The sequence below is a fragment of the Paracoccus sp. Ld10 genome, from assembly GCF_045064235.1.
In the GTDB taxonomy this organism is placed as follows: Bacteria; Pseudomonadota; Alphaproteobacteria; order Rhodobacterales; family Rhodobacteraceae; genus Paracoccus.
This window is the reverse complement of record NZ_JBISHD010000023.1, coordinates 62,023-82,450: the sequence shown is the minus strand read 5'-3', so window position 1 is coordinate 82,450 and position 20,428 is coordinate 62,023. Positions and strand designations below refer to the sequence as shown.

17 protein-coding genes are annotated in these 20,428 nt (G+C 66.8%); 12 read left to right on the top strand and 5 right to left on the bottom strand.

The window, feature by feature from the left end; translation table 11 throughout:
• Positions 1 to 178 precede the first annotated feature (178 nt).
• From ACJJVR_RS05700 to purU, 3 genes are all read left to right on the top strand, one after another.
• Positions 179 to 2,011 (top strand): dipeptide ABC transporter ATP-binding protein, encoded by a 1,833-nt coding sequence (locus tag ACJJVR_RS05700; RefSeq protein ID WP_405402919.1) that lies wholly within the window; start codon positions 179 to 181, stop codon positions 2,009 to 2,011.
• 90 nt (positions 2,012 to 2,101) lie between these two features.
• Positions 2,102 to 3,268, top strand: a complete 1,167-nt coding sequence (locus ACJJVR_RS05695) for a M20 aminoacylase family protein (RefSeq protein WP_405402918.1) — start codon at positions 2,102 to 2,104, stop codon at positions 3,266 to 3,268.
• A 105-nt stretch (positions 3,269 to 3,373) separates the two neighbouring features.
• Positions 3,374 to 4,258: a formyltetrahydrofolate deformylase gene (gene purU / locus ACJJVR_RS05690; RefSeq protein WP_405402916.1), complete on the top strand. Its 885-nt coding sequence runs from the start codon at positions 3,374 to 3,376 to the stop codon at positions 4,256 to 4,258.
• A gap of 3 nt (positions 4,259 to 4,261) precedes the next feature.
• On the opposite strand, the gene ACJJVR_RS05685 is transcribed toward purU, so the two are convergent.
• The 5 genes from ACJJVR_RS05685 to ACJJVR_RS05665 form a co-directional block, all read right to left on the bottom strand.
• Entirely contained in the window at positions 4,262 to 5,377 is a 1,116-nt protein-coding gene (locus ACJJVR_RS05685) for a glycosyltransferase (RefSeq protein WP_405402914.1), read from the bottom strand.
• A 107-nt stretch (positions 5,378 to 5,484) separates the two neighbouring features.
• Entirely contained in the window at positions 5,485 to 6,561 is a 1,077-nt protein-coding gene (locus ACJJVR_RS05680; RefSeq protein ID WP_405402913.1) for a BMP family ABC transporter substrate-binding protein, read from the bottom strand.
• Positions 6,562 to 6,593: 32 nt separating this feature from the next.
• Positions 6,594 to 7,481, bottom strand: coding sequence for an ABC transporter permease (locus ACJJVR_RS05675; RefSeq protein WP_405402911.1), 888 nt, complete (start codon positions 7,479 to 7,481; stop codon positions 6,594 to 6,596).
• Complete coding sequence (locus tag ACJJVR_RS05670) at positions 7,478 to 8,554, bottom strand: ABC transporter permease (protein ID WP_405402909.1); 1,077 nt, start codon at positions 8,552 to 8,554, stop codon at positions 7,478 to 7,480. The genes ACJJVR_RS05675 and ACJJVR_RS05670 overlap by 4 nt, the downstream gene beginning before the upstream one ends.
• Positions 8,551 to 10,062: an ABC transporter ATP-binding protein gene (locus ACJJVR_RS05665; protein ID WP_405403547.1), complete on the bottom strand. Its 1,512-nt coding sequence runs from the start codon at positions 10,060 to 10,062 to the stop codon at positions 8,551 to 8,553. Before ACJJVR_RS05665 ends, ACJJVR_RS05670 begins: the two co-directional genes overlap by 4 nt.
• Positions 10,063 to 10,166: 104 nt before the next feature.
• On the opposite strand from ACJJVR_RS05665, the gene dnaE reads away from it, so the two are divergent.
• The 9 genes from dnaE (at position 10,167) to ACJJVR_RS05620 (ending at position 20,421) form a co-directional block, all read left to right on the top strand.
• Complete coding sequence (gene dnaE, locus ACJJVR_RS05660; RefSeq protein ID WP_405402907.1) at positions 10,167 to 13,637, top strand: DNA polymerase III subunit alpha; 3,471 nt, start codon at positions 10,167 to 10,169, stop codon at positions 13,635 to 13,637.
• 99 nt (positions 13,638 to 13,736) lie between these two features.
• Positions 13,737 to 14,246 (top strand): crossover junction endodeoxyribonuclease RuvC, encoded by a 510-nt coding sequence (gene ruvC, locus ACJJVR_RS05655; RefSeq protein WP_405402905.1) that lies wholly within the window; start codon positions 13,737 to 13,739, stop codon positions 14,244 to 14,246.
• A complete protein-coding gene (gene ruvA, locus ACJJVR_RS05650) occupies positions 14,243 to 14,953 on the top strand; it encodes a Holliday junction branch migration protein RuvA (RefSeq protein ID WP_405402904.1) in 711 nt (236 codons plus the stop codon). Before ruvC ends, ruvA begins: the two co-directional genes overlap by 4 nt.
• A 15-nt stretch (positions 14,954 to 14,968) precedes the next feature.
• The gene (gene htpX, locus ACJJVR_RS05645; protein WP_405402902.1) at positions 14,969 to 15,886 is read left to right on the top strand and encodes a zinc metalloprotease HtpX; all 918 of its coding nucleotides are present in this window, start codon (positions 14,969 to 14,971) and stop codon (positions 15,884 to 15,886) included.
• The gene (ruvB, locus tag ACJJVR_RS05640; protein ID WP_405402900.1) at positions 15,883 to 16,914 is read left to right on the top strand and encodes a Holliday junction branch migration DNA helicase RuvB; all 1,032 of its coding nucleotides are present in this window, start codon (positions 15,883 to 15,885) and stop codon (positions 16,912 to 16,914) included. The genes htpX and ruvB overlap by 4 nt, the downstream gene beginning before the upstream one ends.
• 36 nt (positions 16,915 to 16,950) lie before the next feature.
• Positions 16,951 to 17,346, top strand: coding sequence for a tol-pal system-associated acyl-CoA thioesterase (gene ybgC / locus ACJJVR_RS05635; RefSeq protein ID WP_405402898.1), 396 nt, complete (start codon positions 16,951 to 16,953; stop codon positions 17,344 to 17,346).
• A gap of 167 nt (positions 17,347 to 17,513) precedes the next feature.
• Positions 17,514 to 18,206 (top strand): protein TolQ, encoded by a 693-nt coding sequence (gene tolQ, locus ACJJVR_RS05630; RefSeq protein WP_405402897.1) that lies wholly within the window; start codon positions 17,514 to 17,516, stop codon positions 18,204 to 18,206.
• 1 nt (position 18,207) lies between these two features.
• Positions 18,208 to 18,657: an ExbD/TolR family protein gene (locus ACJJVR_RS05625; protein WP_405402895.1), complete on the top strand. Its 450-nt coding sequence runs from the start codon at positions 18,208 to 18,210 to the stop codon at positions 18,655 to 18,657.
• Between the two features lie 3 nt (positions 18,658 to 18,660).
• Positions 18,661 to 20,421, top strand: coding sequence for a protein TolA (locus ACJJVR_RS05620; protein WP_405402893.1), 1,761 nt, complete (start codon positions 18,661 to 18,663; stop codon positions 20,419 to 20,421).
• Positions 20,422 to 20,428 lie beyond the last annotated feature (7 nt).

Sequence of the window (20,428 nt, the reverse complement as noted above, 5' to 3'; positions counted from 1 at the left end):
TCTTGTCGCGTCCCCGATTGTCCGGGTGGTTGTTCGTGTTGTCATTCGTCCCTGCGGAATGCCCGCATCATCGAACAAAGCCCGCGCGAAAGGCAAGAGCCATCGAACATGCGTTTCGGCTTTGACTTTCCCGGGGCAATGGCTAGCCTGCTGGCTTGATCTTTCCCGGAGGCCCCTGATGCTTGACGATAAACCTCTTGTTTCCATTGAGAAACTGCGGGTCGAATTCGAAACCAACGATGGGGTCGTCGTCGGCGTCAAGGATGTCAGCTTCAACATCAAACCGGGCGAATGCGTCTGTGTGGTCGGCGAATCCGGGTCGGGTAAATCGGTCAGTTCGCTGTCGCTGATGCGGCTGGTGGAATTCGGCGGCGGTACCATCGCGGGCGGCCAGCTGATGTTCGAACAGGACGACGGCAAGGTGGTCGACCTTGCCAAACAGGGCGGCGCCGCGATGCGCGACATCCGCGGCAACCAGATCGGCATGATCTTTCAGGAACCCATGACCGCGCTGAACCCGGTCTTTACCGTGGGCGACCAGCTGGTCGAGGGGCTGATCACCCATCGTGGCCTGAAAAAGGCGCAGGCCCGCGCCCGCGCGCTGGAGATCCTGCGCCAGGTCCGCATCCCCGAACCCGAACGCCGTCTGGACCAGTATCCGCACGAACTGTCGGGCGGCATGCGCCAGCGTGTGGTGATTGCCATCGCCATGGCGTGCGAACCGCGCCTGCTGATCTGCGACGAACCCACGACCGCATTGGACGTTACCATCCAGGCGGAAATCCTGGCGCTGATCGACCGATTGAAGCGGGAAAAGCAGATTGCCGTTCTTTTCATCACACATGATATGGCCGTGGTCGCCCAGATGGCCGATCGCGTCGTCGTCATGTACCGCGGCGAGAAGGTCGAGGAGGGCCCGGTCGAACAGATCTTTGAGAATCCGCAGATGGATTACACCAAGATGTTGTTGGCCGCCGTCCCTCGTCTGGGAGAGATGACCGGCAAGGCCGCCCCCGAACGCCTGCGCCTGATGAGCGATGGGACAACCGGCGCGCCCGAACCCATTATCGTCGCCAACCCCACGCCGCTGCTGACGGTCAAGAACCTGACGACCCGGTTCAAGGTCAAGGGCGGGCTGCTGCGCCGCACGGTCGCGCGCGTGCACGCGGTCGAGGATGTCAGCTTTACCATCAATTCCGGGGAGACGCTGTCGCTGGTTGGCGAATCCGGTTGTGGCAAGTCCACCTGCGGGCGGTCGATCCTGCGGCTGGTCGAACCCGAATCGGGGACGGTCGATCTTGGCGGCACCGACATCATCGGCCTGTCACCGGGCGCGCTGCGCAAGTCGCGCCGCGACATGCAGATGATCTTTCAGGACCCGTTCGCCAGCCTTGATCCGCACATGAAGCTGTACGACCAGGTGGCCGAGCCGATGGAGAATTACGGCATCGGTTCGAAATCGGAACGACAGGATCGCATCGCCGCCCTGTTCGACCGCGTGGAACTGCCACGCAGCTTCATGCGGCGTTACCCGCACGAGATGTCGGGCGGTCAGCGCCAGCGCATCGCCATCGCGCGCGCGCTGGCCCTGAACCCGAAACTGATCATCGCCGATGAGGCCGTGTCCGCGCTGGACGTGTCGGTCCAGGCGCAGGTGCTGAACCTGTTGATGGAGCTGCAGCAGGATCTGGGCATTTCCATGCTGTTCATCAGCCATGACATGGCGGTCGTCGAACGCGTCAGCCATCATGTCGGCGTGATGTATCTGGGCCGCATCGTTGAACTGGGCACCCGACAGCAGGTGTTCGAGAACCCCCAGCACAGCTATACCCGGCAACTGATGCTGGCCGTGCCCGTGGCCGACCCGCGACAAAAGAAGATCAGCGAGGATCTGAGCTTCAAGCCGATCCCGTCGCCGATGCACCCGGTCGATTATGTGGCCAAGCCGTCCGTGTACCGCGAGGTCGCGCCGGGGCACCGCGTGCTGGTCGATCCGGTGACGCACGGCTGATCGTTTTTCGGGCAGGGGGCCGCGGTGTGCCCCCGGCCCCACTTGCAGATCGTGCAGGAAATCGCCACCCTGCGCCCGAAGGAGACAACCATGCCCGTCAAGAACCGCTTTGCCGAACTGCTGCCCGAAATCACCGCCTGGCGCCGCGATTTCCACGAACATCCCGAACTGCTGTATGATGTCCACCGCACGGCGGGCCGCGTGGCCGACCTGTTGCGCGAGTTCGGCTGTGACGAGGTCACCGAGGGCGTGGGCCGCACCGGCGTCGTCGGCGTCATCAAGGGTCGCAGCGACAGCAACGGTCGCGTCGTGGGCCTGCGCGCCGACATGGACGCGTTGCCGATCATCGAGCAGACGGGCGTGGAATACGCGTCCAAGACGCCGGGCAAGATGCATGCCTGCGGCCATGACGGCCATACCGCCATGCTGTTGGGCGCGGCCAAGTACCTGGCCGAGACGCGCAATTTCGACGGCACCGCCATCGTGATCTTTCAGCCCGCGGAAGAGGGCGGTGCCGGGGGCGAGGCGATGGTTCTGGACGGTCTGGTGGACCGCTGGAAGATCGACGAGTTCTATGGAATGCACAACATGCCGGGCATGCCGGTGGGCCAGTTCTCGATCCGGCCCGGCGCGATGATGGCGGCGGCCGATCAGTTCGACATCACCGTGACCGGCAAGGGCGGCCACGCCGCCAAGCCGCATGAATGCATCGACACCACGCTGACCGCCGCGCAGATCGTCGTGGCGTTGCAGTCGGTCGTCGCGCGTAACATCGACCCGCTGAAGAACGCGGTGATTTCCGTCTGCGTGGTCAGCACGGATTCGACGGCGCATAACGTGATCCCGCAGGTCGTCCACCTGAAGGGCACCGCCCGCAGCCTGGCCCCCGAGGTCCGCGACCAGCTGGAGGAGGGGATCAAGCGCGTCGCCACCAATATCGCCGCCGCGATGGGCGCGCGCGCCGATGTCGATTACCAGCGCGGCTATCCGGTCACGATGAACGACCCGCAGGCGACCGACTGGGCCGCCGACGTGGCGCGCGGCATCGCGGGCGACATCAACATGGACATGCAGCCGATGATGGGCGGCGAGGATTTCAGCTATATGCTGAACGAACGCCCCGGCGCCTATATCTGGGTCGGCAATGGCGACACGGCGATGGTTCACCACCCCGCCTACAACTTCAACGACGAGGCGATCCCGGCGGGCTCCAGCTGGTATGCCGGCATGGTCGAGGCGCGGCTGCCGGCTGCGTGATGTCGCGGGCGGCCCCGCGCCGTCGCAAACGCGATTGCCGTTCCCCGGCAATCGGTTGAAATGCCGGTGGCGTTCGCGCCATCGGCATAACGGGGACCCCAAGACATGAAGACCTTTACCCTGCGCGTGACCTGCGCCTCGACCCGCGGTATCGTCGCGGCTATATCGGGCGCGCTGGCGGATGCGGATTGCAACATCACCGACAGCGCCCAGTTCGACGATGTCGAGACGGGGCGGTTCTTCATGCGGGTCAGCTTTCGATCAGAGGGGGCCGCGACGCTGGACAGCCTGCGCGCCATGCTGGCACCCATCGCCACCCGGTTCGGGATGGAGGTCGAGGTCAGCGACGATGCAGAGAAAAAGAAGGTGCTGATCATGGTCAGCCGGTTCGGGCATTGCCTGAACGACCTGCTGTACCGCTGGCGCATTGGCGCCCTGCCGATCGAGATCGTGGGTGTCATCTCGAACCACCACGAATACCAGAAGGTCGTCGTCAACCACGACATCCCGTTCCACATGATCCGCGTGACTCCCGAGAACAAGGCCGAGGCCGAGGCCCGCCAGATGGAGATCATCGACCAGACCGGCGCCGAACTGGTCGTGCTGGCGCGTTACATGCAGGTGCTGTCTGACCGGATGTGCCAGCAGATGTCGGGGCGGATCATCAACATCCACCATTCGTTCCTGCCCAGCTTCAAGGGCGCGAACCCGTACAAGCAGGCCTATGTCCGCGGGGTCAAGCTGATCGGTGCGACCAGTCATTACGTCACCGCCGATCTGGACGAGGGCCCGATCATCGAGCAGGACACCGTTCGCGTGACCCATGCGCAAAGCCCCGGCGATTACGTGTCGCTGGGTCGCGATGTCGAGGCGCAGGTGCTGGCCCGCGCGGTGCACGCCCATATCCACGGGCGCGTCTTCATGAACGCGGCCAAGACGGTGGTTTTCCCGCCGTCGCCCGGCAGCTATGCCAGCGAGCGCATGGGCTGACCATCAGTCCTGAGCAAGCAGGTCCAGACCGGCCAGCAGCCGCGCCGTGGTCGCGTCCGCCAGCGGTGCGATGCGATCATGGACGGGCGTGCGGGCACAGATCGCCCACCATGCGCGGTAATACGGGAAATAGACCGGGCTGATCATCTGGTTGCGGTGAATGGGCATCTTATAGAGCCCGCGCTGCGCCATCACGTCCGTGATTCTGGCTTCTTCCTGAGGAGTCAGCCGCAGGTGGAACGGTTTCGGAATGTTGCCCGCAAAATGCACGACAGCCGCCCGCAACCGCTGGGGACGCCGCGCCGTATTGAAGAACCGAAAATTCCATCGGTCATGGGCCTGCGTGTAATGGCTGCCATGGGTCAGCGAGAACAGGCCCTGATCGCCAAAGGTCATGCCAAGCCCCTGTGCCCATTCCCCCACCGCGATATAGTCGTCGATACCGATACCGTCGCGCCGGAACTTGTCCAGGTTCAGGACGATGGCGCCGCTGTTCATCACGCCTTTGGACACGCGCAGGATCGTGCGTTGGCGCCGACCGCGCGCATGGGCTCGCTGGGCAGGACCGATCATAAGCGGCGGGACGGACGGCACCTCGCGACAGGCGACGATATATTTTCCAAAGAACGGGTGGTGCAGGAACGGCACCAAATCATCGGCAACGATGATGTCCAGCGGGTCCAGAAAAATCACGCGCGACAGATCCGCAGGCAGGTGTTCATGCGCGGCCAGCCACAGATAGCGGGCGCCGTAGGGTCGGGCGCCGATCTTGCTGAGATGGACGAAGGGCTGGGTGTCGGGCACCGCAACCAGATGCAGCGTCAGGTTCGGCAGGGTCTCGCAGAACTGGACAAGCCCGTCCAGAACCGGCCGCGGCAGGGGCAGATGCAGGAACCAGAACTCGATCCGGTCGCGGGGATGGCTTTCGGACAGCGACAAAAGCATCACCTGAACCACGTCCACATCCGGCCCCGCCACGGCCGTCATCACATCCAGCCGCGCAGGCGCCCTGTGCCTGCCGTGACGCCGCCGCAGCACCATGTCCAGACCTGCCGTCCAGCCGCGGGGAAGATGGTCGTAGATCCGCTTGGCAAGCGATTCGAGGCTGGGAAGGGGCATGGTGATCCGGAACGAAAGGGGGGTGGCCGCGGCAATCCGCGCAGCATGCAAAATGCCCGGACCGCTGGCAAGCGGACCGGGCCTGTCGGGCGCCCTTTCAGGCGATGCTACTGCGGGATCTGCGCAGTGATGCCCTCGACGTAGAAGTTCATCGACTGCAGGTCCGCGTCGCTGGCGACCTCTCCTTCGGCCAGCCAGGCGGTGCCGTCGGCCTTGTTCAGCGGGCCGGTGAAGGGGTGGTACTCGCCCGCGCCGATGGCGTCGCGCAGGGCCTCGGCCTCGGCCTTGACCTCGGCGGGGACGGCGTCGGTGATCTCTCCGATCACGACCTCTCCGTCACCGATGCCGGCCCAGCTGGCGCCGCTTTCCCAGGTGCCGTCCAGCATCGCGCCGACGCGCTTGATGTAATAGGGCGACCATTCGTCGATGATCGACGCCACGCGCGGGCTGGGGGCGAACGCCGCCATGTCGCTGGCCTGACCGAAACCGATGGCGCCGGCCTGCTGGGCCTGCGCCAGGGGAGCGGTCGAATCGGTGTGCTGCAGGATCACGTCGACGCCTTCGGCCAGCAGGGCCGATGCGGCCTCGGCCTCTTTCGCCGGATCGAACCAGCTATAGGCCCAGACGACGCGCATCTCGACATCGGGGTTCACCTTGCGGGCGTGGATGAAGCTGGAGTTGATGCCCTGGATCACCTCGGGGATCGGGAAGGACCCGATATAGCCGATCTTGTTCGATTCCGTCATGTGGCCCGCGATGGTGCCGATCACCGCCCGGCCCTCGTAGAAGCGCGCGTCATAGGTGGCGACGTTCTCGGCCTGCTTGTAGCCGGTGGCGTGTTCGAAACGCACGTCGGGAAACTTGGCCGCGACGTTCATCACCGGGTCCATGAAACCAAAGCTGGTCGCAAAGATCAGCTCGTTTCCGGCCAGCGCCAGCTGGGTCAGGGCGCGTTCGGCGTCGGCGCCTTCGGGGACGCTCTCGATGAAGGTGGTTTCCACGCGGTCGCCGTATTCAGCCTCGACTGCCTGACGGGCCAAGTCATGCTGATAGGTCCAGCCTCCGTCGCCCACCGGACCGACATAGATGAAGCCGACCTTCAGCGGCTCGTCCTGCGCCATGGCCGGGGCGGCCATCGCGGTCATCAGGGCGGCGGCCGTGGCCAGAAGATGTCTGCGGTTCATGGTATCCCTCTCTGAAGTGATCGGCCGCGGTTCTACCGCAGCGCGTGGAAATTGGTCCCAAGCGAGCCGGGGGCAGCCGCCCCCGCGCGCCGCGCGTATTTCTGGCGGGCGGAAATGGCCACCAGCACGATGATGGTCGCCAGATAGGGCGCCATCGACAACAGCTGTACCGGCACCTGCACGCCCGCCGCCTGCAGACGCAGCTGCAGCACGGTGACGCCGCCGAACAGCCACGCCCCCGCCAGCACCCCCGGCGCGGTCCAGTTGGAAAAGACGACGATGGCCAGCGCGATCCAGCCTGCGCCCGCGGTCATCCCCTCGGTCCATTGCAGGACCGTCGCGATCGAGATGAACGCCCCGCCGACGCCCGCCATCGCCCCGCCAAAGGCGATGGCCGCCAGCCGGGTCACGCGCACATCATAGCCCAGGGCATGGGCGGCCTCGTGGTTTTCGCCCACGCCGCGCAGGATCAGGCCGCGCCGGGTGCGGTTCAGGAACCACCAGACGACCGGCACCATCACCAGCCCCAGCCAGACGATCCAGTTGATGCGCAGCGGCCCGATGGGCATGGGCGGCGCCTTGACGCCTTCGAACGGCTTGCCGAACATCGCGGCCAGACCCAGCCCGAACAGTGTCAGCGCCAGCCCCGATGCAACCTGATTGGCCAGAAACAGCTGCGTCAGCGCCGCGAACAGCAGCGATATGGCAGCGCCTGCCAGGGCTGCGACCAAAAAGCCCAGAAACGGGTTGCCGCTGGCATAGGCGGCGGCGAACCCGGCCAGCGCGCCGGTGATCATCATCCCTTCGACCCCAAGGTTCAGGATGCCCGCGCGCTCGGCGACCAGTTCACCAAGGGCGGCGAACAGGATCGGGGTGGATGCCGAGATCAGCAGCAGGAAGACGGACAGGGGGTCGATCATGCGATGCGCCTTGTACGGATCTGATAGCGGGTCAGGACGTCGAACCCCAACAGGAAGAACAGCAGCATCCCCTGGAACACCTGAACGGTGGCGGCGGGCAGGGACATGGTCAGCTGTGCCAGTTCTCCGCCGATATAGGTCAGCGCCAGCAACAGCCCGGCCAGCAGGATGCCCACCGGGTGCAGCCGCCCCAGAAACGCCACGATGATCGCGGTGAATCCGTATCCGACGCCCAGCTTGTCGGTGACCTGACCGGCAGGGCCCGCGACCTCGAACAGGCCCGCGGCACCAGCCAGCGCGCCCGACAGGCCCAGGCAGAACGCCACCAGCGTCTGCGGGCGCACGCCCGCGAAACGCGCGGCGCGTGGCGCGGTGCCCGCGGCGCGGATGTGGAACCCGCGGATATGGCGGCTCATCAGGAACCATGTGGCAAGGACGGCGGCGGCGGCGGCCACGACGCCCCAATGCGCGCCGGTCCCCGCGATCAGTTCGGGGTTCGCGGCGGACGGGTATTGCTGCAGGTTGCGCGACCCGGGAAAGCCCATGCCCTGCGGGTTGCGCATCGGGCCGAACGCCATCCACGCGGCGATCCGTTGGGCGACATAGACCAGCATCAGCGACACCAGAATCTCTGACGCGCCGAACCAGTTGCGCAGCAGCGCGGGGATCATCCCCCAGGCCCAGCCCCCGGACAGACCGGCCGCGACCATCAGCGGGAACAGCCACCCCGCCTCCAGCGGGTACAGCGCCAGCGCCACGGCGGCGCCGGTGATGCCGCCCATGATGTACTGTCCCTCGGCCCCGATGTTCCAGATGCCGGCCCGAAACCCGATGGCCAGACCGGATGCGATCAGGATCAGCGGCGCGGCCTTGATCAGCAGTTGCGGGCGGGAATAGCTGGCGGCGGGGCCGAACAGCGGGTCCCAGAAGATCGTGCGGATCGCCGCAATCGGGTCATGCCCCAACAGCGCGAACAACAGCCCGCCGGTGACCATCGTCGCCAGCACGGCCATCACCGGCGTCGCGATCTGCCAGCCGGTCGAAGCGCTCTGGCGGGGGATCAGCGTGATCATGGGTGCGCCTCCTGCATGCCATGCGCGCCGCCCAGCATCAGGCCGATGCGGTCCAGCGTCAGCCCGTCCGTGGGGACGGGCGGCGACAGGCGGCCTTCGTTCAGGGCGCAGAAACGGTCGGACAGTTCCAAAAGCTCATCCAGATCCTGAGAGATGACGATGACGCCCGCGCCCGCACGGGCCAGGTCAAGCAGCGATTGGCGCACGCTGGCGGCCGCCCCCGCATCGACACCCCAGGTGGGCTGGTTCACCACCAGCACGCGCGGGTTCTGCATGACCTCGCGGCCGATGACGAATTTCTGCAGGTTGCCGCCCGACAGCGCGCGGGCCGCGACATGAGGGCCGGGGGTGCGGACGTCGAACCCTTCGATCACCGCCAACGCATAGTCGCGCGCGGCGGTGTGGTCGATCACCCCGCGGCGGACCAGCGACTTGCGACTGCCCGCGGTCAGCAGGGTGTTTTCGGTCAGGCTGAAATCGGGGACGGCCGCGTGGCCCAGACGGTCTTCGGGCGCGCTGAGCAGACCGGCGACGCGGCGCGGCTCGGGGCCGGTCGCCGACAGGTCCACACCCTCCAGCGTGACGCTGCCGGGCGCACTGCGGATCTCGCCCGACAGGGCGGCCAGCAGCTCCTCCTGGCCGTTGCCGGCGACGCCGCCGATGCCCAGGATCTCTCCGGCGCGGAGCGTCAGAGCGATGTCCTTCAGCGCCGTGCCTTCGGCATTCGGCGCGGGCTGGGACAGGGCGCGGACCTCCAGCAGGACGGCGCCGGGCTGGCGGCCCGACCGGTCGATCTGGCGCATCTGGCCGCCGACCATCATCGCGGCCAGATCGCGAGCTGAATGGGCGCGCGGGTCGCAACTGTCGACGACGCGACCGTGGCGCAGGATCGTGGCGCAGTCGCAATGGCTGCGGATTTCGTCCAGCTTGTGGCTGATATACAGGATCGCGGTGCCTGCTGCTGCCAGCTTGCGCAGGGTGGCGAACAGCAATTCGGCCTCTTGCGGGGTCAGGACGCTGGTCGGTTCGTCCATGATCAAGAGGCGCGGGTTCTGCAGCAGGCAGCGGATGATCTCGACCCGCTGGCGTTCGCCTGCGGACAGGGTGACGATGCGGCGGGCGGGGTTCAGCGGCAGGCCGAAATCGTGGCTGACCTTGGTGATGCGCGCCGACAGTTCGCGGCGTGGCGGCGGGTTCTCCATTCCCAGGGCGATGTTCTCGGCCACCGTCAGCGCGTCGAACAGGCTGAAATGCTGGAACACCATCGCCACGCCCGCGGCCCGCGCCGCGCGCGGATCGGATGGCGCATGCGCGGCCTCGCCCAGCCACATCTGCCCGTCATCAGGCCGCACCAGGCCATAGATCATCTTGACCAGCGTGGATTTTCCCGCGCCATTCTCGCCCAGCAGGGCGTGGATCTCTCCGGGCATGACCTGGAACGACACGTCGTCATTGGCGCGGACACCGGGATAGGACTTGCCCAGACCCTTGGCGCGGAACACAGGCATGTCGGTCAATTCTGTCCCCTTGGTCAAATCCTTGACCTGCTTAGACCGCATTTCGGCAGGCGCGCAATTGCGCTGTTTGGTCAGGCTGCGATACTGTCCCTACTATGGCCGCAAAATCCCCCCGATTCATCCACCTTCGCACACATTCCGAGCATTCTTTGCTGGAAGGTGCCATTCCCGTAGGCAAATTGCCAAGCCTTGCCCTTGATGCAGGCATGCCGGCAGTCGCGCTGACCGACACGAACAACATGTTCGCCGCGCTGGAATTCAGCGTGAAGGCCCGCGACAAGGGTATCCAGCCCCTTGTCGGCTGTCAGGTGACACTGATGGCGGATGCCACCGGCCCCGTGGTCCTGCTGGCGCAGAACCAGGCGGGCTGGATGAACCTGATGGCGCTATCGACCTGCCTGTATCTGCGCGACGGCGGTGCGCTGCCGCATGTGACGGTCGACGAGGTGTGCGACCGGGCCGAGGGGCTGATCTGCCTGACCGGCGGGGCGATGGGACCGGTGGGCCTGTTGATCGCGCAGGGACAGATGCCCAAGGCCGAAGCATTGGCCGACCGATTGTCGGGGGCCTTTGGCGACCGGCTGTATGTCGAATTGCAGCGCCACCCCGGAGAGAACGGCCAGCTGATGGCCGCCGAGGCCGCATCCGAGGCCGGGCTGATCGAGATGGCCTATGCACGCGACCTGCCGCTGGTAGCGACGAACGACGTCCATTTCCCCAAGACCACGATGTACGAGGCCCATGACGCGCTGATCTGCATCGCGGAAAAGGCCTATGTCGATCAATCGCAGCCCCGCCGCCGCCTGACGCCCCAGCACTATTTCAAATCGGCCGAGGAGATGGCCGTCCTGTTCGCCGACCTGCCCGAGGCGATCGAGAACACCGTGGAAATCGCCCGCCGCTGCGCCTTTGCGGTGGCCAAGCACGCGCCGATCCTGCCGAAATTCGCCGATGACGAGGTGACGGAACTGCGCCGTCAGGCCCATGCCGGTCTGGCCGAACGTCTGAAGGTGATCCCCCACGCGGTCACGCTGGAGGAGTACACCGCGCGTCTGGATTTCGAACTGGGCATCATCGAACAGATGGGGTTTCCCGGCTATTTCCTGATCGTGGCCGATTTCATCCATTGGGCCAAGGAACAGGGCATCCCTGTCGGACCCGGTCGCGGGTCGGGTGCCGGTTCGCTGGTCGCCTATGCGCTGACCATCACCGACCTTGACCCGCTGCGCTACAACCTGCTGTTCGAGCGGTTCCTGAACCCGGAACGCGTCAGCATGCCCGATTTCGACATCGACTTCTGCATGGACCGCCGCGAAGAGGTGATCCGTTACGTGCAGGGCAAGTACGGTGCCGACAAGGTGGGCCAGATCATTACGTTCGGCGCATTGCTGTCCAAGGCCGCCGTCCGCGACGTGGGCCGGGTGCTGCAGCTGCCCTTCGGTCAGGTGGACCGCCTGTCCAAGATGATCCCGGTCGAGGGGGTGAAACCCGTCAGCATCGCCAAGGCCCGCGCCGACGAACCGCGTCTGCGCGAGGCCGCGCGCGAAGAGGTCGTGGCCCGCCTGCTGGACTACGCCGAACAGCTGGAGGGGCTGTATCGCAACGCCTCCACCCACGCGGCGGGGGTGGTGATCGGGGACCGGCCGCTGGATCAGTTGGTGCCGCTGTACCGCGATCCGGCGTCCGATATGCCCGCGACCCAGTTCAACATGAAATGGGTCGAACAGGCCGGGTTGGTCAAGTTCGACTTTCTGGGCCTCAAGACGCTGACGGTGATCCAGAACGCGGTGGACCTGATCAACGGGCAGGGCCGCCCGCTGCACATCGCCGCCGAAGGGCGACAGCTGTACGACCCCACGCCGGGGACCGAAAACCAGATCAACCTGATCCCGCTGGACGACAAGGCCAGCTATGATCTGTTCGCCAGCGCCCGCACGGTCGCGGTGTTCCAGGTGGAATCCTCGGGCATGATGGACGCGCTGCGCCGCATGAAGCCCACCTGCATCGAGGACATCGTGGCGTTGGTGGCGCTGTACCGTCCCGGCCCGATGGAGAACATCCCGACCTATTGCGAGGTCAAGAACGGTTTGCGCGACCTGGAATCGATTCACCCGACCATCGACGACATTTTGGCCGAAACCCAGGGCATCATCGTCTATCAGGAACAGGTGATGCAGATCGCCCAGGTCATGGCGGGATACAGCCTTGGCGGCGCGGACCTGCTGCGCCGCGCGATGGGCAAGAAGATCGCCGCCGAAATGGCCAAGGAGCGACCCAAATTCGTCAAGGGTGCCGTCGCCAACGGCGTGCCCGACAAGAAGGCCGGAGAGGTCTTTGACCTGCTGGAAAAGTTCGCCAACTACGGCTTCAACAAGTCCCACGCGGCGGCCTATGCGGTGGTCAGCTATCAGACCGCGTGGCTCAAGGCGAACCACCCGGTCGAGTTCATGGCCGCGGTCATGAACTGTGATATCCATCTGACCGACAAGCTGGCCGTCTATAAGCGCGAATGCGACCGGATGGGGATCGAGATCGTGCCGCCCTGCGTCAACCGTTCGGCCCCCACCTTTACCGTGGGACCGGGGCGCATCCACTATGCCTTGGGCGCGCTGAAAGGTGTGGGGCTGGAGGCGATGCGCCTGATCCATGACGCGCGGGCGGACCAGCCGTTCGGCGACATCCGTGACCTGGCACGCCGCACCGACATGAAGCGCGTGGGCAAGCGCCCGCTGGAGATGCTGGCCCGGGCCGGTGCCTTTGACGGGCTGGACGACAACCGTGCGCGGGTGATGAAGTCATTGGACGGGCTGGTCGCCTGGTCGGCGGCGGTGCAAAGTCAGGCGGCCTCCAGCCAGACATCCCTGTTCGGGGGCGGTGAGGACCTGCCGCCGCCGCGCGCGCCCCTGTCGGGCATCTGGTTGCCCACCGAGAAGTTGGGAGAGGAGCACAAGGCCGTCGGGTTCTACCTGTCCGGGCATCCGCTGGACGATTATCTGCCGGCCCTGCGCCGCAAGAAGGTGATGACCCTGGCCGAGATCAGCCAGGACGCCCTGAACGGTCCGCTGGTGGCCCAGATCGCGGGCACGGTCGCCGCGCGGATGGAGCGCAAGTCGGCCAAGGGCACCGCCTATGCCTTTGTCAGCCTGTCGGACCCGACGGGCCTCTATGAGGTCACGGTGTTTTCGGACCTGCTGACCGCCAGCCGCGACAAGCTGGAACCGGGGGCCAGTGTCGTGCTGCAGGTCAAGGTCGAGCCGTCGGGCGATCAGGTCAAGATGCTGGCAAATTCGGTGACCGCGCTGGAGGATGCCGTGGCCGACGCGGGCGCAGGCTGCCTTGCGGTCGAGATGCAGGGCGCCGACACCATCCCCCGCCTGGTCGAGGTGTTGAACCGCATCCGCACCGACATCATCGTGCCGCCCCGGTCGCGCGGCCCGATCCGCCTGCGCATCCGCGAGGGCGACGAGATCATCGAGATCGAGGTCGCCAACGACGCCCCTCTGACCACCCCCGCCCGCCAGGCCCTGCGCGCGGTGCCGGGTGTGCTGGACGTAATCGAGGAATGAGCGCGGCGTCGTCTTTGTCCAGATACCCATGCCCGGTCTGGGCATGCCTCTGGCCAGATGTTCGCGCTTCGTGCTAACAATCGAAAAAAAGAGGGCAGCATGAAGGTCTTGGGCATCGATCCCGGTTTGCGGAACATGGGTTGGGGAGTGATCGAGGTGGACGGATCGCGCATTCGTCACATCGCCAACGGCACCATCCATTCGGACGGCGCACAGGATCTGGGCGCGCGCCTGTCGGTCCTGTTCCGCGGCCTTTGTGCGGTGATCGCCGCCCATGCCCCGGACGAGGCCGCGGTCGAGCAGACCTTTGTCAACAAGGACGCGACCGGCACGCTGAAGCTGGGACAGGCACGGGGCGTGGCTCTGTTGGCGCCCGCAGAGGCGGGGATATCGGTTGGGGAATACGCGCCCAACGCGGTCAAGAAGACCGTCGTGGGCGTGGGTCACGCGGCCAAAGAGCAGGTCCAGCACATGGTCCGCATCCAGCTGCCGGGGACTGTCTTTGACAGTGCGGACGCGGCCGATGCGCTGGCCATCGCCATCTGCCATGCGCGCCATCTGCAGGGGCGCACGCTGCGGGTCGCCACGCCAAAGCGGGGTGCGGCATGATCGGGCGGATCGCCGGCGTCATCCTGCACCGGGCACGCGATCATGTTCTGATCGACGTGCGGGGCGTGGGATACATCATTCATGTCAGCGAGAGGACTGCGGCGGGTCTGCCCCCGGTGGGGCAGGCGGCGGCGCTGTATACCGAACTGCTGGTGCGCGAGGACCTGCTGCAGCTGTTCGGGTTTCCAACCATGCTGGACAAGGAGTGGCACCGGCTGCTGACGTCTGTGCAGGGGGTGGGGGCCAAGGTGTCGCTGGCGATCCTGAGCACGCTTGGCCCTGAGGGCCTGGGACGGGCGATCGCGTTGGGTGATTGGGCGTCGGTGCGCAAGGCGAACGGGGTCGGGCCCAAGCTGGCGCAGCGGATCGTGCTGGAATTGAAGGACAAGGCGCCGTCGGTCATGGCCCTGGGCGGCGCGCTGACCATCGATGCGGGGGACGTTGCCGCGGGCGGTGATGCGGAAGAGCCGGGCATCGAGCCCGGCCCCTCCGCTGCATCCGCGCGTGGCCGCGCCGATGCCCCTGCCGCCGCGACCGGCGCGGATCAGGGTCAGGCGATGGCGGACGCGCTGTCGGCGCTGACCAATCTGGGCTATGGCCCGTCGGAGGCGGCATCCGCCGTGGCCGAGGCGCAGGCACGGGAACCGTCGGCCGCCATGCCGGCGTTGATCCGTGCCGCGCTGCGTCTGCTGGCGCCCAAGGACTGAACCGGAGGTCTGAACATGGCAGGAAACGTCAAGGTCTTTGTGCTGATGGCCGCGCTGACCGCGCTGGTCATGGCCTTGGGCTGGATGCTGGGCGGATCGGGCGGCGCGTTGATCGCGCTGGTGATTGCGGGGGGCATGAACTTTTTCAGCTACTGGAACAGCGACAAGATGGTCCTGCGCCAGCAGGGTGCAGTCGAACTGTCGCCCCAGCAGGGGGCCGAGCTGTACGCGATGACCGCGCGGCTGGCCGAACGCGCGCAGATGCCGATGCCCAAGCTGTACCTGCTGCCGACCCAGCAGCCCAACGCCTTTGCCACTGGGCGCAATCCCGAAAATTCGGCCGTGGCGGTGACGCAGGGGCTGCTGAACCACCTGTCCGCAGACGAGATCGAGGGCGTGATCGCCCATGAGCTGGCCCATATCAGGCATCGCGACACGCTGACCATGACCATCACGGCGACCATGGCCGGTGCCATTGCGATGATGGGCAACATGATGCTGTTCGCGGGCAGCCGCGAAGGGCGTGGGGGCATGTTCGGCGGCATCCTGGCGATGATCCTGGCCCCGATGGCCGCGATGATGGTGCAGATGGCAATCTCGCGTGCGCGCGAGTACGAGGCCGACGCCACCGGCGCGCAGATCAGCGGCAAGCCGCGGGCCTTGGCATTGGCGTTGCAGCGGATCGCGCAGGCGGCGGGGCGCAGCGTGAATCTGCCCGCCGAAAAGAACCCTGCGGCGGCGGCGATGTTCATCATCAACCCGCTGCACGCGATGCGGGCCGACCGCCTGTTCACCACCCATCCCCCGACCGAGGATCGCATCACCCGGCTGATGGCGATGGACGGCACCGCACCGCGTGCCCCCGTCGCCACGGCGCCGAGCCGCATTCCCCGCACGGGCGCCAAGCCCCGCACGCCCTGGGGTCGCGGATGAGCGGTCCGGACCCCGACCTGCGTCCCGAAAAGCTGGATAGCGATGTCGAGGATCGGGCCCTGCGCCCGCAGAACCTGTCCGAATTCGTGGGCCAGGCCGACGCGCGCGCCAACCTGAAGGTGTTCATCGAAAGCGCCAAGATGCGCGGCAAGGCGATGGACCACACGCTGTTCTTTGGCCCGCCGGGTCTGGGTAAAACGACGCTGGCGCAGATCATGTCGCGCGAACTGGGCGTGAACTTTCGCATGACGTCGGGGCCGGTCATTGCGCGGGCCGGCGATCTGGCTGCGATTCTGACCAACCTCGAGGCGCGCGACGTCCTGTTCATCGACGAGATCCACCGCATGAACCCCGCGGTCGAGGAGATCCTGTACCCCGCGATGGAGGATTTCGAGCTGGACCTGGTGATCGGCGAAGGCCCCGCGGCCCGTACCGTGCGGATCGAGCTGCAGCCCTTCACCTTGGTCGGCGCGACCACGCGGCTTGGCCTGCTGACCACGCCGTTGCGCGACCGTTTCGGCATTCCGACGCGTCTGCAATTCTATGAGATCGGTGAACTGGACCTGATCGTTCAGCGCGGCGCGCGGCTGATGGGGATCAGCGCCGATCCGGAAGGCACGATGGAGATCGCCCGCCGCGCCCGTGGCACCCCGCGCATCGCGGGGCGGCTGTTGCGCCGTGTGGTCGATTTCGCGCTGGTCGAGGGCAACGGCCGCCTGACGCGGGAAATCGCTGACATCGCGCTGAACCGGCTTGGGGTGGACGATCTGGGGTTGGACGGCGCCGACCGGCGTTACCTGATGCAGATGGCGCAGCATTACGCGGGCGGCCCGGTGGGGGTCGAGACGCTGTCCGCCGCCCTGTCCGAGAGCCGCGATGCCATCGAGGAAGTGATCGAGCCCTATTTGCTGCAGCAGGGGCTGGTCGCGCGGACCCCGCGCGGGCGGATGTTGACGCAGGGGGCCTGGCGGCATCTGGGTTTGGACATGCCCGTGCCCGCCGGTCAGGCCACGCTGTTCGACGTCTGATTGCAGACGGGCCCAAACCCGCGTATTTTGACGGGCATGAGCCATCACCTGACCTTGCGCGTTTATTACGAAGACACCGATCTGGCCGGGATCGTCTATTACGCGAACTATCTGAAGTATATCGAGCGGGGGCGGTCCGAATGGATGCGCGCCACCGGCATCGACCAGATGCGCATGAAGGAGACGTCGGGCCATGTCTTTGCCGTCCGCCATCTCGAGGCCGACTATCTGCGCCCGGCGCGGTTCGACGACCTGCTGACCGTGGTCACCGACCTGTCGCATGCGACGGCGGCGCGGATCGTGGTCAATCAACAGGTTCTGCGCGGCGACGAGGTTCTGTTTTCGGCCCGCGTGACGATCGTCAGCCTGGATGGACAGGGCCGCCCCATCCGCCTGCCCGCGGCATTGTCGCGGGCGTTGCCGGACACGTGAACCCGGGTGGGCCCGCCGCGTGGATGCGGCAACACGGACGCACCTTGTTAAAATTGACGCCATTGTGTTGCTGCGGGGGCTGAAACCTGTGGCAATTACAGGGTAACAGGCCGCAACGCCGGACTGCCAGGTGGCAGTTGCGGCCCCTGATGATGAGGCAGTAGACCATGGAACCCATTCAGGCCGCCGAGGCCATCGATTTTTCGGCCGTGGCTTTGTTCTGGCGATCCTCGCTGACGGTGCAGGTGGTCATGATCATGCTGATAGCAGCCTCGTTCTGGTCCTGGGCGATCATCGTGCAAAAGTTCCTGACCTTTGCGCAGGCCCGCAAGGAGGCCGCCCGGTTCGACCGCGCCTTTTGGTCGGGCGAACCGCTGGACGACCTGTACGACCGTCTTGGCGACCGGCCCAAGGGCGCGTCCGAGCGAATCTTTTCCGCCGGGATGACGGAATGGCGCCGCAGCCACCGCGATGACGGGCGGCTGATCGCGGGCGGTATCGGGCGCATCGACCGCGCCATGAACGTGGCCATCCAGCGCGAGGAACAGCGCCTGTTCCGTGGCCTGTCGTTTCTGGCGACCGTGGGATCGACCGCGCCGTTCATCGGCCTGTTCGGCACGGTCTGGGGCATCAAGTCCGCGTTCGAGGGCATCGCCCTGACCCAGGATACCAGCCTGGCCGTCGTGGCGCCCGGTATCGCCGAGGCCCTGCTGGCCACCGCCCTGGGCCTGGTCGCGGCCATTCCTGCCGTCGTCTTCTACAACAAGCTGTCGGGCGACGCGGAACGCATCACCGGTGGGTGGGAGGCGTTCTCGGACGAGTTCTCGACCCTGCTGTCGCGCCAGATGGACGAGGCCTGACATGGCATCCGGTGTCGTCAAGCGCGTGCGCAGCAAGGGGCGTCGGCGGAACATGCCGATGTCCGAAATCAACGTCACGCCCTTTGTGGACGTGATGCTGGTGCTGCTGATCATCTTCATGGTCGCGGCGCCGCTGATGACGGCGGGCGTGCCGCTGAACCTGCCCGAAACCGCGGCCAACGCCGTGCCGACCGAAGATGAGGAACCGCTGATGGTGTCGATCCCGGTCGAGGGGTCGCTGACGGTGATGGATCAGCCGGTGGCCGACGATCAGGTCGTGACGACGCTGCGCACGATTCTGGCGGAACGCCAGTCGGGCCGGGTCTTTCTGCGTGCCGACGGCACCATCCCCTATGCCCGCGTGGTCCAGATCATGGGCGCGCTGAACGCGGCGGGCATCACCGACATCGTGCTGGTCACCGAGACCGGCGGACCGCGGATGGACGGCTAGGCCATGGGCGAACGCGAAGGGCGCATCGGTTACTGGATCTCGGGGGTCGCGCACGGCTCTCTGATCCTGTGGGCGATTCTGGGCGGGGCGCTGTTCCGCCCGCAGCCCAGCCCGATGGTGCGCACCACCCAGGTCTCTACCATCAGCGGCGCCGAGTTCGAGGCGATCGCCGCAGCCGCCCGCGGGGCAGGGCCGGTGGGCGCCGATTCGACCGCGGTCGCCACGCTGCCCGACCCTGTCGACCCGACCGAGGATGGCGCCGCGCGGCCTGTCGATGCGGTTCCCCCGCAATCGGGGCAGGCGGCAGCGCTGGAACAGCCCGACACCGCCGAAGCGGTGCCCGATCTCAGCGATTTCGCGCCTGCGGCACCGGTAGACGTGGCAACCGATCTGCCCGCGCCCAGTGCGAACCAGACCGACACCCCCGAAGCCGCCGCCGTCCCGGTCGCGCCGCGATCGGTGTTGGCGCTTGATGCGTCGCGCAGGCCGCAGGACCGCCCGGCCGACCTGGTTGCCGCGTTCAATCGCCGTGTGGCCGAAGCGGCCGCCGCCGAGGCTGCGCGTCAGGCTGCTGCCGACGCGGCTGCCGCCGCCGCGCGCCAAGCCACCGCCGATGCTGCAGCCGAAGCGGCAGCCGAGGCGGAGCGTCAGGCCGCAGCATCCGCCGCCGCAGAGGCGGAACGGCAGGCAGCAGCGGACGCGGAACGCGACGCGGCCGATGCTGCAGCCGATGCCGCCCGTCAGGCGGCCGCTGATGCCGCAGCCCAGGCAGAACGGCAAGCGGCCGCTGATGCCGCGGAGCGCGAGCGTCAAGCCGCTGCGGACGCTGCTGCCGATGCCGAACGTCAAGCTGCGGCAGAGGCGGAACGTCAGGCGGCAGCAGAGGCCGACGAGGAACGTCGCGCCGCAGCCGAAGAACAGCGCCGCGCCGAGGCCGAACGCGAGGCTGCGGTCGCAGAGGCGGAACGCCAAGCCGCTGCGGAGGCAGAGCGTCAGGCCGCCGCGGAGGCCGAGGAACGACGCGCTGCTGCCGAGGCCGCAGCCGAGGAAGAGAGACGCGCCGAGGCCGCGCGCCAGGCCGCCGCGGCCGCCGCTGAAGCCGAGCGTCAGGCCGCTGCCGAACAGGCCGCGCGCGAGGCGGCTGACCGGCAGGCGTTGGAGGATGCGTTGCAGGAAGCGCAGGGCGGGGCCGGAGGACAGGACACCGCCTCGGGGTCCGATACCGCCGGCAGCCCGTCGCAGACGATCGAGGGCGGCAGCGGCGCCTCGGCGGGGCTGGACCCGCTGGCCGCTGCGCTGGCAGGTGCCATGGCCGGAACCGGGGCCCCGGCTGACCCGGCGAACGATCCTTCGGGGCCGCCTGCCGACATGATGCAGCTGACCCCCGGCCCGATCCGGTCGGCCCCGTTGCCGGATGCCGCGCAGGGACTGCCAATGGGTGATCCGCTGACGCTGTCTGAACGTGACGGGTTGCGCTTTGCGATCCAGAACTGCTGGAACATGGGCGCACTGTCGGTCGAGGCGTCGCAGATGACCGTGTCGGTCGGGTTCACGCTGTCCCCGACCGGGGTGCCCGATCAGAACAGCATGCGCCTGGCAGGTTACCAAGGCGGCAGCGAGGGCGCTGCCCAGCAGGGGTTCGAGGTCGCCCGCCGCGCCATCCTGATGTGCGGACGCGCGGGATTCGATCTGCCCGCATCGAAATACGGGCGCTGGCGCGACGTCGTGGTGGACTTCCGCCCCGACGGTGTCGCGTTCCAATGACTGACCG

Coding starts and splice junctions, on each gene's coding strand:
- ACJJVR_RS05700 (WP_405402919.1), top strand. CDS start 179: ATGCTTGACGATAAACCTCTTGTTTCCATTGAGAAACTGCGGGTCGAA.
- ACJJVR_RS05670 (WP_405402909.1), bottom strand. CDS start 8,554: ATGATCACGCTGATCCCCCGCCAGAGCGCTTCGACCGGCTGGCAGATC.
- ACJJVR_RS05665 (WP_405403547.1), bottom strand. CDS start 10,062: ATGCCTGTGTTCCGCGCCAAGGGTCTGGGCAAGTCCTATCCCGGTGTC.
- htpX (WP_405402902.1), top strand. CDS start 14,969: ATGGCAGGAAACGTCAAGGTCTTTGTGCTGATGGCCGCGCTGACCGCG.
- dnaE (WP_405402907.1), top strand. CDS start 10,167: ATGGCCGCAAAATCCCCCCGATTCATCCACCTTCGCACACATTCCGAG.
- ybgC (WP_405402898.1), top strand. CDS start 16,951: ATGAGCCATCACCTGACCTTGCGCGTTTATTACGAAGACACCGATCTG.
- ruvA (WP_405402904.1), top strand. CDS start 14,243: ATGATCGGGCGGATCGCCGGCGTCATCCTGCACCGGGCACGCGATCAT.
- ACJJVR_RS05685 (WP_405402914.1), bottom strand. CDS start 5,377: ATGCCCCTTCCCAGCCTCGAATCGCTTGCCAAGCGGATCTACGACCAT.
- ruvC (WP_405402905.1), top strand. CDS start 13,737: ATGAAGGTCTTGGGCATCGATCCCGGTTTGCGGAACATGGGTTGGGGA.
- ACJJVR_RS05625 (WP_405402895.1), top strand. CDS start 18,208: ATGGCATCCGGTGTCGTCAAGCGCGTGCGCAGCAAGGGGCGTCGGCGG.
- ACJJVR_RS05675 (WP_405402911.1), bottom strand. CDS start 7,481: ATGATCGACCCCCTGTCCGTCTTCCTGCTGCTGATCTCGGCATCCACC.
- ACJJVR_RS05680 (WP_405402913.1), bottom strand. CDS start 6,561: ATGAACCGCAGACATCTTCTGGCCACGGCCGCCGCCCTGATGACCGCG.
- ACJJVR_RS05620 (WP_405402893.1), top strand. CDS start 18,661: ATGGGCGAACGCGAAGGGCGCATCGGTTACTGGATCTCGGGGGTCGCG.
- ACJJVR_RS05695 (WP_405402918.1), top strand. CDS start 2,102: ATGCCCGTCAAGAACCGCTTTGCCGAACTGCTGCCCGAAATCACCGCC.
- purU (WP_405402916.1), top strand. CDS start 3,374: ATGAAGACCTTTACCCTGCGCGTGACCTGCGCCTCGACCCGCGGTATC.
- tolQ (WP_405402897.1), top strand. CDS start 17,514: ATGGAACCCATTCAGGCCGCCGAGGCCATCGATTTTTCGGCCGTGGCT.
- ruvB (WP_405402900.1), top strand. CDS start 15,883: ATGAGCGGTCCGGACCCCGACCTGCGTCCCGAAAAGCTGGATAGCGAT.